Below are 11,834 nucleotides of genomic sequence, written 5' to 3'. Positions count from 1 at the left end.
TGGACATCATCATTCGTCCGTCAGAGCAAGGTTGGTGCGGGCTTTCTCCAGCAGGCGCGTCAGCAGCTGCTGCTCGTTTTCGTCCATGCCGTCGAATGCCCGCTCGAGGACCCGCATGCCGCATTGCTGCACGTCACCCCAGATGGCGTGGCCGGCATCGGTCATATGGATATGCAGGGCGCGGCGGTCTTCGGGGTCGGCGACCCGGGCAATCAGCCCGGCGCTTTCCAGCTTGTCCAGCACCCGGGTCATCGCGCCCGGACTCATCTCCGCGGCGCGTGCCAGATCGGTTGCGCTGGCAACGCCGGCGGCGAGCTTTTTCAGGGTGATGTACTGGCTGAAGGTCAGGCCATGGCCGGACCGCTGGAGCTCATGCTCGATCCGCGCCCACAGGGCATCGCGGACTTGCCGGATCAGCAGACCGAACGAGGAACCGCTGCAGTTGGGGTCGGGCCGTGTGTTCATGGGCCGCCATTTTCATATCGCCGGCAATAGTTGTCAAGGCAAATATTGCTTTGGATATAATAGCCAAAAGAACTTTTGTTCCGATTCAAGTTGCTGATTTATAAGGAAAAATCGTCTGCCTTATCGCCCAGTACGGGCGACATGGTTAACATCCAGTCAGGCAAATCACGACAACGGATCGAAGGCTGCTGCCGTCATCGCGGGTCAGCGCCGTTGCAGCACCAGTTCCAGCACGAACTTGCTGCCGAAGAACGCCAGCAGCAGCAGGACCATCGCCACCAGCGTCCAGCGTACCGCCTTGCCGCCACGCCAGCCGTAACGCCAGCGCCCCAGCAGCAGGCCGCCAAACACCAGCCAGGACAGCACGCTGAGCACGGTCTTGTGGACCAGGTGCTGGGCGAACAGGTTCTCGACGAACATCACCCCGGTCAGCAGGGTGGCGGTCAGCAACCCGAAACCGATGGCGATGGTCCGGAACAGCACCTCTTCCAGTTCGGTCAGTGGCGGCAGGGCGCGCAGCCAGCGGTGGAATTCACGCCGGCGCAGGGCCCGCTCCTGCGCCGCCAGCATCAGCGCCAGCAACGCCGCAATCGCCAACACCGCATATGCCAGCAGCGCCATCCAGGCATGCAGTTGCAGCCGCCAGTCCAGATCTTCGCTGGGACGGTGGCCATGCTGGTGATACAGCCACAGCAGCAACGCCGCCAACGGGAAGGCAACCACGCCCAGCGCCGCCATCCGCCCGCGCGCGCCGGCCAGTGTGGTCATCGCCGCCATCCCCAGGCTGACCAGTGACAGCGCCGAATAGAAATGCAGATCCATGCCGCCGCTCATCCGCGAGGCGACCCACAGGTGATAGCCGCCGTGCATGACGATGCCGATGCAGGCGGGCAGCAGCCAGTGGTTCGGCCGCGCCGGCGCGTCGCTGGCCAGGTCCCGGATCAACAGGCCGGCGGCCAGCAGGTACAGCGCGATGGCGATGAGAACGATTGTCATCGACAAAGTGTCGCATATCCCCGCGCCGCGCCGTCAGCCGTCCGCAGCGTCGTGGCCGGCCCGGCTATAATCGTCGCCCGCCTTTTGCAACCTGACGACCGGCCCATGTTTGAATCCCTGACCCAGCGACTTTCCGGCACCATCGAACGCCTGCGCGGCCGTGGCCGGCTGAGTGAGGAAAACATCCGCGAGGCCACCCGCGAGGTGCGCATCGCACTGCTCGAGGCCGATGTCGCCCTGCCGGTGGTGCAGGCGCTGATCGAACGCATCAAGGTGCGCGCGGTCGGCCAGGAAGTACTGAAGTCGCTGACCCCTGGCCAGGCGTTGATCAAGATCGTCCGCGATGAACTGGCGGCGGTGATGGGTTCGGCCGCGACCGAACTCAACCTCAACGTGCCGGCACCGGCGGTGATCCTGATGGCCGGCCTGCAGGGCGCCGGCAAGACCACCACGGTCGGCAAGCTGGCCAAGTTCCTCAAGGAAAAGCGCAAGAAGAAGGTCATGGTGGTCAGCGCCGACGTCTACCGTCCGGCGGCGATCGAACAGCTCAAGTCACTGGCCCAGCAGGTCGATGTGATCTTCTTCCCGTCCGATGCCGGGCAGAAGCCCGAAGCCATCGTCCGCGCCGCCATCGACGACGCGCGCAAGTCGTTTGTCGACGTGCTGATTGTCGATACCGCCGGCCGGCTGGCGATCGACGAAGCGATGATGACCGAGATCAAGGCACTGCATGCTGCGGTCAAACCGGTCGAAACCCTGTTCGTGGTCGATTCGATGACCGGCCAGGACGCGGCCAATACCGCCAAGGTGTTCTCCGAGGCGCTGCCGCTGACCGGCGTGGTGCTGACCAAGACCGATGGTGATGCCCGTGGCGGCGCGGCGTTGTCGGTGCGCTACGTCACCGGCAAGCCGATCAAGTTCATCGGTGTCGGCGAGAAGCCTGACGGCCTGGATGTGTTCCATCCCGAACGCGTCGCCGCCCGCATCCTTGACATGGGCGACGTGCTGTCGCTGGTCGAGCAGGTCGAGCAGGGCGTGGATCAGGAAAAGGCGGCCAAGCTGGCGGCCAAGGTCGCCAAGGGCAAGAAGTTCGACCTCAACGACATGAAGGATCAGCTGGAGCAGATGCAGAACATGGGCGGCATCGGCAACCTGATCGACAAACTGCCGGGCATGGGCCAGATCCCTGACCACGTCAAACAGCAGGTCCAGCAGGGCAAGGAAGTACCGCGGATGGTCGCGATCATCAACTCGATGACCAAGAAGGAACGCCGGCATCCGGACCTGCTCAATGGCTCGCGGCGCAAGCGCATCGCCAGTGGTGCCGGGGTCACCCCGGCCGACGTCAACAAGCTGATGAAGCAGTACCAGCAGATGGAAAAGATGATGGGCAAGCTGGCCGGCGGCGGCATGAAGGGCATGATGCGCAGCATGAAGGGCATGATGGGTGGTCGCGGCGGCATGCCGTTCCGCTGATTTTTTTTCCGGGCCACGCCAACCGCTTGCCGCGACCATCAGGCGCGGCTGGCGACTGCCAGTCGCATGCGCGCCCCCGCGTCGGGCCCGCCGTCGCTGCATGTTTGCCGGTGGCCTGCATCCGGGTTGCCTGGCGCCGAAGAAGCGGCGTCGATTGTCGCGGCCATTTTCGTTTCGCTTGATGTGCTGACCACTGGGCATGGCCCGGAGGAGCCGCTTTGCCGGCGTTGTTCTACCTGGCATCGACTGCTTGCCTGAAGCCATACGCTGCCGTTTGATACGCCGCGCTGCATGGCGTGGGTCACCGCAAAGATTCACATTGATAATGTGATGTTCGCGGCACGGGATGGCCGTATTGGTCACATTCAGCAGTGCCGGTCACTGCTTTCAACGCTGTTTTCCCTGCAAAACACGGCTTTCGCGTGATGCTCCGCGAACCGGCGTTGCTGGTGATTTTCTTTTGTTCTAGCGTGCGCGCACTGCACGACTGCGGCGCAATGCGCGTATCGATTCCGCCATGCGGAATGAGCGGTGTGCTGTCACAGGGGGAGCAGTGGAGGGAGTGAGAAGCGCCCGGCCTGGCGATCGGGTCCATCCGTTATTGCAAGGAGCGTTACGCATGAAGAAAACAAGTCTGGCGACATTATTGTTGATGGGCGGCGGGGTGATGGCATTGCCACCGACGCACGCGCAAACAGAAAATCCGGGCGGCGCCCAGGAGCAGAAACAACAGCCGGTCGGTCCTTACATCATCATCTATCGCGAGCCTGCCATCGCCAGCTACAAGGGCGGTATCAACGGAATTCCGATGCCCGCCCGCGACCAGCGCGGCGCATTGACCGTCAGCGGCCCGCGCGCCGCCACCAAGAGCGCCTACGCGCAGCACCTGCGCAGCATGCAGCGCCAACACGAAACCGTTTTGAGCCAGACCATCGGCCGCAGCCCGTTGGTCAAGCAGCGCATGTACCACGCGGTCAACGGTGCGGTGATGGAATTGACCGACGCCGAAGCCCAGCGCATCCAGCAGATGCCGGACGTGATGCTGGTCGAGTCCTACCGCGAATACGAACTGGACACCGATCGTGGCCCGAAACTGATTGGCGCCACCGAGCTGTGGGAAAGCGCACCGGCATCGCGTGACCGGATCACCGCACCACGCGATGGTGCCCGCGGCGAGGGCATTGTCGTCGGCATCCTGGACACCGGCATCAATGCTGGCAGTCCGTCCTTCAGCAGTGTCGCCCGCGACGGTTATCGGCACATCAATCCGAAAGGCAGCGGGGTTTACCTGGGTACCTGCGCACCCGGTGGCGTCGACGAAGGGCGCTGCAACGACAAGTTGATCGGCGGTTACGACTTTGTCTGCGGCGAACCGGTCAATGCCTGTGAGTCGACCGTGGTCAGGGACGAGCCCGGCTTCCTCGATAACAGCGGCCATGGCAGCCACGTGGCCTCGACCGTCGCCGGCAATCCACGCACCGTCGAACTTTCCGGCGAAACGTTCGATATTTCCGGTGTCGCCCCGCGCGCCAACATCATTGCCTACGACGTCTGTTACGAAAGTGAAACGGGCGGTTGCCCGAATACGGCGACCGCAGCGGCGGTTGACCAGGCGGTCCAGGATGGCGTGGACGTCATCAATTTCTCGATTGGTGGCGGTGCATCGCCATGGACCAGCGCTCCCTCGTTGGCCTTCCTCGGTGCGGTGGACGCCGGCGTCACCGTGGTGGCCTCGGCCGGCAATTCCGGTCCGGATCCCGCCACCGTCGGCCATCAGGAACCATGGACCATCACCACCGCGGCCGCCAAGCACGGTCGTGGTCCGTTCGCGGTCACCTTGCAGGTCACCGGCCCCGGTACGCCACCGGAGGCACTGCGCAATATCACCCTGGCCCAGGGCGTCAATGGCGTCCCTCATACGGCTGCCATCCCCGGCAATACACCGCTGCGGATATCGCCCACTTTCAGCAGCGGTGCCGATGGCTGCGAACCCTATGCCGCGCAGACCTTCAGCGATGGCATCGCGGTGATTCGCCGTGGCGGCTGTTCGTTCACCACCAAGGTCAACCATGCCGACAGCGCCGGCGCGCGCGCGGTGGTGATTGCCAACAATATTAAGGATGATGACCTGACACCATCGGTGCCGGATACCCTGATACCGACGTTCGCCTTGTCGCTGAAGGCCGGCGATGCCTTGTTCGAGTTCGCCAACGGTCGCGCCGCCACCGCCGGCGTTACCTATCCAGCGGTGAGTACCAGCAACGTGGTGGACTCGCTGGCTGGTTTCAGCTCGCGTGGTCCTGCGTTCTATGACCTGATCAAGCCCGATATCACAGCCCCTGGTTTCGCCATCCTGGCCGCCGAAGCAGGCCCTGAAATCGAGGGTCTGGAAGAACTGGTGGGCCTGAAGAACGGCACTTCGATGGCGTCGCCGCATGTGGCCGGCGTGGCTGCACTGTTGAGCCAGCTGCATCCGGACTGGACTCCCAGTGAAATCAAGTCGGCGATCATGATGACCTCAACGCCGCTGGTCTTGCTGGAAGATGAAGAAACGCCAGCGGATCCGTTCGCGATGGGTGCCGGTCGCGTGCAGGCCGTGCAGGCCAACGATGCATGGTTGCTGATGGACGAAAGCGCGGCTGACTATCTGGACGCGAATCCTGCAGATGGCGGCGATATCAGCCAGCTCAACACGCCGTCGATGGCCAACGACGAATGCAGCCGCGAGTGCAGCTTTACCCGCACGTTCCGCAATCCGCTGAACCGCGACATCCAGTGGAAGGCACGGGTCGAAGGGGTGCCGGGCAGCGTGTCGCCGTCATCGTTCATCGTCAAGCGCGGGGCCGAAGTCAGCGTGACGGTGACCATCGATGCGCGCGACATCGACAGCGTCGATGCCTGGAGCCATGGCCAACTGGTGCTGGAGCCGCAGTTGCGCGGCAAGGCGTTGAACAATACCCATCGCTTGCCGATATCGGTGTTCGTGCCACCGCCTGCGATTGCCTTGCTGCCGGAAGCCGGTGTCGACATGAGCCTGGCGGCCGGCCAGCGCGGCAAAGCCAATCTGGGCATCCTCAACGTCGGTGGCGGCGTGCTGCAATGGCAGAACCAGGTCGATGGGGTGGTGTCGCTGCCGGTGTATGTCGGCACCAACGACGAGGTGACCTCGGGCAATCGCAGCACCTTCTTCACTGACCGCAATACCGGTACCTTCGCCAGCGACGACTTCACCGTGGTCGGCCCGGTCCAGCTCAACCATCTGTCGGTGACCGGCTTCGTGGTCTCGGGCAAGGAAGTCGGCACCATCACTGATCGCATCACCTGGTCGATCTATCCGGATGCCGGTGGCGTGCCCGCCGGCGATCCGATTACCTCCCCGGATGCTGCCGTCTGGAGTTACACCACCACAGCCACCGGCCCTGGCATGCGGGTCATCGATGACAGCCGGCTGGAGTTCAACCCTCTGCAGGCAGGGCAGACGGTGAACCTGCCGGCAGGCACCTACTGGCTGGTCGCCTACATGGATACGCTGTTTGCCGATCGCTGGGCCTGGTTCTACTCCAACCAGGTCAGTGGTCATCCAGCGCAATCGGTGACCTCGCCGAGCGCCAGCAATCGTTGGCGGGCGGTTGGCAACTTCCCGGGCATGACCTTTGAAGTGGCCGGAACCACCCAGTGTGGCGCGTCGTGGCTGGGGGCGATGACGCCAGCCAGTGGCAGCATCGTCGCCGGCGAGCAGAGTGCCGCGAGCATCGACGTCAACAGCGCTGATTTGGCCGCGGGTCACTACCTGGGCCAGGTCTGCGTTTCCAGCAACGACCCGACTCTGCCAGTCACGGCGCTGCCGGTCCGCTTGCAGGTCGAGTAAGCCAGCAGCATCGCCAGCGGCTGCCACGGATGGTGGCCGCTGGTGGACCGGTCGAAGGGTGTGCTGCAATGGCCGCATGCCTGACGTCCGCACCCCACTGTTGTTGTTGAATGGCCAGCGCCTGGACGAGACCGCATTGCGTCCCTTGGCGCTGGCCAATTTTGGTCATTTCACCGTCATGCAGGTACGCAACCGCGCTGCCCAGGGGTTGGACTTCCACCTGCGGCGCCTGCAGTACGCCACCCGCCGTTTGTTTGATGTCGAACTCGACGAGGCGGCGTTGCGCCGGCAATTACGCCAGGCCAGCCAACAGCAGGCCGATGGCAGCTTGCGGATCACGGTATTCTCGAGCACGTTCGATCATCGCCAGCCGCAGCACCCGGGCTGCCCCGATGTACTGGTCAGCCAGGGTCCACCGGCGCCGGCACACAAGCCGCCGATGCGGGTCAAATCATTCGACTACACCCGTCCGTTCGCCGAGCTCAAGCATGTGGCGACGTTTCCGTTGTTCCAGTTCCGCCGCGAGGCTCTCGCCGCGGGTTTCGACGATGCCTTGTTCGTGGCCGGTGACGGTGCCATCAGCGAAGGGTCGGTCTGGAACCTGGTGCTGTGGGACGGGCGGGAGTGGGTCTGGCCAATCGGCCCGGCGCTGCGCGGCAGTGCTGAATATCTGGTTCAGCAAGGTCTGGCCGGGTTGGGCATCGGCCAACGCCATGCCGTGGTCCGTCGCCAGGATCTGCCTCGGTTTGCTGCTGCTTTTGCCACCAATGCCAGCGGCATCCAGCAGATTGATGCCATCGATGAGGTCAATTTCGGTGCCGGCGAGACTTTGTTGGCGCAGCTGCGGCAAGCACTGCAGGACCAGCCGTGGCAACCGCTGTAGCGCTAAACCGGCGCCAAGGCAGGTTTCCATCACCCTTTCAATGGCTTACAATACGCGGCTTACCTCGCCATCCTGGCGACTGGGCAACACTGGAAAAAAGCAAATGGTCAAGATTCGCCTTACCCGTGGCGGCGCCAAGAAGCGTCCGTTCTACCACATCATCGTCACCGACGTCCGCAGCGCCCGTGATGGCCGCAACATCGAACGCGTGGGTTATTACAACCCGGTTGCCGCCGGCAACGAAAAGCGCATCGAACTGAACATCGAGCGCGTCGACCACTGGGTTGGCAACGGCGCCCAGCTGACCGACAAGGTCCGCAACCTGTACAAGGAAGCGACCAAGGCCCAAGCCTCGGCTGCCTGATGAGGTCTGGCCGCACTGACGTGCGGCCATTGCCATGAACATCGAGCGCTCAACGCTCCCGACGGATTCGGATTCCGGCACCGCGGTGGAAGCCACAGCTTCACCCGACCAGAAAATGATCCTGCTGGGACGCATGTTGGGCGCTTTTGGCGTGCGCGGCCAGATCAAGATTGAATCCTGGACCGAGCCGCGCGAAGCCATCTTCGGCTACCAGCCGTGGATCCTGCGCGATCCGCAGGGTCGCCAGCGCGAATTCAAGGGTGCCCGCGGCAAGCCTTCGGGCAAGCATCTGGTCGCCAGCCTGCCCGGTATCGAAGATCGTGACGCGGTCGAAGCCATGCGCGGCACCGAGATCCTGGTACCGCGCTCGGCCTTGCCAGCGCCGCAGCCGGGCGAGTTCTACTGGGTCGATCTGGAAGGCCTGCGGGTGGTCAACCTGCAAGGCGTGGATTTCGGCACTGTCTCGCACCTGTTCTCGACCGGTGCCAATGACGTGATGTCGGTGCAGGGCGACAGGAACCGCCTGGTGCCCTTCGTCGAGCCCGATTACGTCACCTCGGTGGATTTCGACAGCGGCGTGATCACGGTGGACTGGGATCCGGATTTCTAGTTCGATGCCGATGCGTATCGACGTGGTCAGCCTGTTCCCGGAATTCATCGCCCAAAGTGCGGCGGTTGGTGTGGTCGGGCGTGCCCAGCAGCGCGATCTGCTGGACGTGCATGGCTGGAATCCCCGCGACTACGCCCAGGGTGGCTACCGGCGGGTGGATGACCGTCCGTTTGGCGGTGGCCCCGGCATGGTGATGATGATCGAGCCGTTGCAGGCCTGCCTGCGTGCCGCACGCGAGGCCGATGCAAGGCCGGCACCGGTGTTCTACCTCAGCCCGCAGGGCGCGCCGTTGACCCAGACCAGGGTCCGGCAACTGGCGGCAATGCCACGTTTCATCCTGTTGTGTGGCCGCTACGAAGGGGTCGACGAACGGGTGCTGGCGGCGGAAGTGGATGCCGAGATTTCAATTGGCGACTACGTGCTGTCCGGTGGCGAACTGGCCGCGGCGGTGGTGATCGATGCGGTGGCCCGCCTGCAGGACGGAGCGTTGAATGACGCCGAGTCGGCGGTGCAGGACAGTTTCGAAGGAGATGGTCTGCTCGATTGCCCGCATTACACCCACCCGGCAAGCCATCCCCTCGGCGAGGTGCCGGCGGTACTTCGTTCAGGTGACCACGCCGCCATCGCCCGCTGGCGGCGGATGCAGGCGCTCGGCCGGACCTGGCTGCGGCGCCCGGATTTGCTGGACGAAGCGGCCCTGTCCAAGGCCGACGCCCAGCTGCTGGCGCAATTTCGCCGGGAACACGACGCAGACGCCTGATAACGCTGGTTTTTTGCTCGCCAGGGCCGGTATAATGCCGGGTTCCTGAATCCGGGCATCCATGCCGGGGTTCGCGCAACACCACGCAACACGCCTCACCCATAACAATATCGTGCAGCACAATCCGGTGACTGCATCAGTTTTAGTTGTCGAGATGACACAACCACCCGAACTGAAAAGTCGGACTGAATCGGTACAAGCCAATGAGCAAATTGAACAAATCCATCATCGCGGAATTCGAAGCCGCCCAGGTCGCCCGCGAACTGCCTGTCTTCAGCCCGGGTGACACCGTGGTCGTCAACGTCAAGGTCAAGGAAGGCAACCGTGAGCGCGTGCAGGCGTACGAAGGCGTGGTCATCGCCAAGAAGAACGCCGGCCTGAACTCCGCTTTCACCGTGCGCAAGATTTCGCATGGTTATGGCGTCGAGCGCGTGTTCCAGAGCCACAGCGCCACCATCGACTCGGTCGAAGTGAAGCGTCGCGGCAAGGTCCGTGCCGGCAAGTTGTACTACCTGCGCGAACTGGAAGGCAAGGCTGCACGCATCAAGGAAGACCTGGCTGCCAACGCCGCTGCCAAGAAGGCACGCCTGGCCGCTGCCGCCGCCAGCAACGCTGCCGCCGAATAAGTCGACGCCTCACCGCGTTGCAGGAACGGCCACCTTCGGGTGGCCGTTTTCGTTTGCACCGCGAACAAACAATCGTCATTGCCGCGCAGCCTCTGGCACCTCAAACTCAACCTCGTCATCGCGGGGAGGGCCGGGCTTTCAAGCAACGAATGTTGGATCATCCAGCCTCGAAGCAGACCAGATCCGGCAAATGCACCGCGCGATAATCTGCCAGGGTTTGTGCGCTGCGATGCGATGGGTCGCTACGAGGCATCCGGTTCCGGACGGGCGTTTGCTGTGCTCGTCGGCACCGGCGCCGGATCGGCCACCGGCGAGGGCGGCTGCGCCGGCACTTCGGCCGGGGTGGCGCCGGTCTCATGGGCACCGACCAGCATGCTGGCGCTGCGCCAGCGGCCCCACTTGTAGTAGGCCAGCGACATCAACATCGCGCAGACCGCGCTGACCGGGAAACTCCACCAGATCGCGTCGGCGCCGAGGGTCGGTTGCAGCAGTTTTGCAAACGGAATGCGGATGCCCCAGAGGGCAATGCCCAGGATCACCAGCGGTGGTATCACCGCGCCGGTCGAACGGACCACACCGGAGACCACGAACGTCACCCCGAAGAACAGGAACGACCACACTGCGATGTGGTTGAGATGGCTGGCATGCGCCAACGCCGGGCTGCCATCGGGCAGGAACAACGACAAGGTGCTGTGATCGAACACGATGATCGGCAGGATCAGCGCACCGGTCATCAGGAAGTTGAACAGCGTGCCGACCTTGGCGGTGGCTTCGACCCGATCCCAGCGATGGGCGCCGACATTCTGCGCCGCCATCGACGAGCACGCCGCGCCAATGGCCATCGCCGGCATCTGCACATAGGTCCACAGTTGCAGCGCGGCGCCGTAGGCCGAAGTGGTGTCCACGCCATAGGCGTTGACCATGCTGATCATCAGGATCATCGCCAGCGAGATCAGAATCATCTGCAGCCCCATCGGCACGCCCTTGATGATCAGCGACTTCAGGATCAGCGGGTTCGGCTTGTAGACCGCGTTCTCGTGGCGGCTGATCCACAATGGATGGCGGCGATGGCGCAGCCACAGGATCATCGCGGCCAGGCTGATGATATTGGCGATCAGGGTGGCGGTGGCCGAGCCGGCGATGCCCATTTCCGGGAACGGGCCGAGGCCGAAGATCAGCAGCGGATTGAAGCCGATGTCCAGCACCACCACCAGCAGCAGGAAGAAGAACGGGGTGCGGGTGTCGCCGGAGCCGCGCAGGATCGCCGACAGAAAGGCGAACATGTACAGGAACGGCACTGCCATGAAGATGATGCGCAGATAGGCCTCGGCCAGTGGCAGCGCTTCGGCCGGGGTGCTCATCCAGACCAGGATATGCCGCGACAATGGCAGCCCGATCAGCGCAATCACCACCGACACGCTGAAAAAGAAGGTGGCGCTGGTGCCGATCACACGCTTGGCCTGGGCCATGTCCTTCGCGCCCATCGCTTGGGCGACCAGGATGGTGGCGGCCATGCCGACGCCGAACACCGCGCCGATCAGGAAAAACATGATGTTATTGGCGTTCGCCGTCGCGGTCAGCGCCTGCTCGCCAAGGAAGCGCCCGACCCAGACCGCGTTGACCGAGCCGTTGAGCGACTGCAGCACGTTGCCCGCCAGGATCGGCAGCGCGAACACAAACAGAGTTTTGCCGATTGGACCTTCGGTGAGGTTGCGGGTTTGGGAATTGGCCATGCCGGCAGTTTGCCAGATGTCATCTTCATCATGAGTGGACGGGTAAACTTCCG

At 63.5% G+C, this 11,834-nt stretch carries 10 protein-coding genes; 7 read left to right on the top strand and 3 right to left on the bottom strand.

What is annotated here, in order from left to right; all coding sequences use genetic code 11:
* Nucleotides 1-9: 9 nt before the first annotated feature.
* A complete protein-coding gene (locus ABB29_RS11075) occupies nt 10-465 on the bottom strand; it encodes a MarR family winged helix-turn-helix transcriptional regulator (RefSeq protein ID WP_057658979.1) in 456 nt (151 codons plus the stop codon).
* Nucleotides 466-669: 204 nt separating this feature from the next.
* Nucleotides 670-1,461: a cytochrome C assembly family protein gene (locus tag ABB29_RS11070; RefSeq protein WP_057658977.1), complete on the bottom strand. Its 792-nt coding sequence runs from the start codon at nt 1,459-1,461 to the stop codon at nt 670-672.
* Between the two features lie 105 nt (nt 1,462-1,566).
* On the opposite strand from ABB29_RS11070, the gene ffh reads away from it, so the two are divergent.
* The 7 genes from ffh to rplS all read left to right on the top strand — a co-directional run bounded on the left by ffh (nt 1,567) and on the right by rplS (nt 10,048).
* Nucleotides 1,567-2,937 (top strand): signal recognition particle protein, encoded by a 1,371-nt coding sequence (ffh, locus tag ABB29_RS11065; RefSeq protein ID WP_057658975.1) that lies wholly within the window; start codon nt 1,567-1,569, stop codon nt 2,935-2,937.
* Between the two features lie 619 nt (nt 2,938-3,556).
* Nucleotides 3,557-6,805: a S8 family serine peptidase gene (locus ABB29_RS11060; RefSeq protein ID WP_170185869.1), complete on the top strand. Its 3,249-nt coding sequence runs from the start codon at nt 3,557-3,559 to the stop codon at nt 6,803-6,805.
* A 76-nt stretch (nt 6,806-6,881) separates the two neighbouring features.
* Complete coding sequence (locus tag ABB29_RS11055; protein ID WP_057658972.1) at nt 6,882-7,688, top strand: aminotransferase class IV; 807 nt, start codon at nt 6,882-6,884, stop codon at nt 7,686-7,688.
* Nucleotides 7,689-7,791: 103 nt separating this feature from the next.
* Nucleotides 7,792-8,052, top strand: a complete 261-nt coding sequence (gene rpsP / locus ABB29_RS11050; RefSeq protein WP_057658968.1) for a 30S ribosomal protein S16 — start codon at nt 7,792-7,794, stop codon at nt 8,050-8,052.
* Between the two features lie 115 nt (nt 8,053-8,167).
* Nucleotides 8,168-8,662 carry a ribosome maturation factor RimM gene (gene rimM, locus ABB29_RS11045; RefSeq protein ID WP_057659457.1) on the top strand — a complete coding sequence of 165 codons (495 nt, stop codon included), beginning with the start codon at nt 8,168-8,170 and terminating at the stop codon, nt 8,660-8,662.
* A 10-nt stretch (nt 8,663-8,672) separates the two neighbouring features.
* Entirely contained in the window at nt 8,673-9,422 is a 750-nt protein-coding gene (gene trmD, locus ABB29_RS11040) for a tRNA (guanosine(37)-N1)-methyltransferase TrmD (protein WP_057659455.1), read from the top strand.
* Between the two features lie 203 nt (nt 9,423-9,625).
* Nucleotides 9,626-10,048, top strand: a complete 423-nt coding sequence (rplS, locus tag ABB29_RS11035) for a 50S ribosomal protein L19 (protein ID WP_057658967.1) — start codon at nt 9,626-9,628, stop codon at nt 10,046-10,048.
* Between the two features lie 242 nt (nt 10,049-10,290).
* Here the strand turns inward: rplS and ABB29_RS11030 are convergent, their stop codons facing one another.
* A complete protein-coding gene (locus ABB29_RS11030) occupies nt 10,291-11,781 on the bottom strand; it encodes an MATE family efflux transporter (protein WP_057659453.1) in 1,491 nt (496 codons plus the stop codon).
* Nucleotides 11,782-11,834 lie beyond the last annotated feature (53 nt).

This window comes from Pseudoxanthomonas dokdonensis, from assembly GCF_001431405.1.
Taxonomy (GTDB): Bacteria; Pseudomonadota; Gammaproteobacteria; order Xanthomonadales; family Xanthomonadaceae; genus Pseudoxanthomonas_A; species Pseudoxanthomonas_A dokdonensis.
Note: the sequence above shows the minus strand (reverse complement) of the source record. Positions and strands in the feature narration are given on the sequence as shown.

Coding starts and splice junctions, on each gene's coding strand:
- ABB29_RS11075 (WP_057658979.1), bottom strand. CDS start 465: ATGAACACACGGCCCGACCCCAACTGCAGCGGTTCCTCGTTCGGTCTG.
- ABB29_RS11070 (WP_057658977.1), bottom strand. CDS start 1,461: ATGACAATCGTTCTCATCGCCATCGCGCTGTACCTGCTGGCCGCCGGC.
- ffh (WP_057658975.1), top strand. CDS start 1,567: ATGTTTGAATCCCTGACCCAGCGACTTTCCGGCACCATCGAACGCCTG.
- ABB29_RS11060 (WP_170185869.1), top strand. CDS start 3,557: ATGAAGAAAACAAGTCTGGCGACATTATTGTTGATGGGCGGCGGGGTG.
- ABB29_RS11055 (WP_057658972.1), top strand. CDS start 6,882: ATGCCTGACGTCCGCACCCCACTGTTGTTGTTGAATGGCCAGCGCCTG.
- rpsP (WP_057658968.1), top strand. CDS start 7,792: ATGGTCAAGATTCGCCTTACCCGTGGCGGCGCCAAGAAGCGTCCGTTC.
- rimM (WP_057659457.1), top strand. CDS start 8,168: ATGATCCTGCTGGGACGCATGTTGGGCGCTTTTGGCGTGCGCGGCCAG.
- trmD (WP_057659455.1), top strand. CDS start 8,673: ATGCGTATCGACGTGGTCAGCCTGTTCCCGGAATTCATCGCCCAAAGT.
- rplS (WP_057658967.1), top strand. CDS start 9,626: ATGAGCAAATTGAACAAATCCATCATCGCGGAATTCGAAGCCGCCCAG.
- ABB29_RS11030 (WP_057659453.1), bottom strand. CDS start 11,781: ATGGCCAATTCCCAAACCCGCAACCTCACCGAAGGTCCAATCGGCAAA.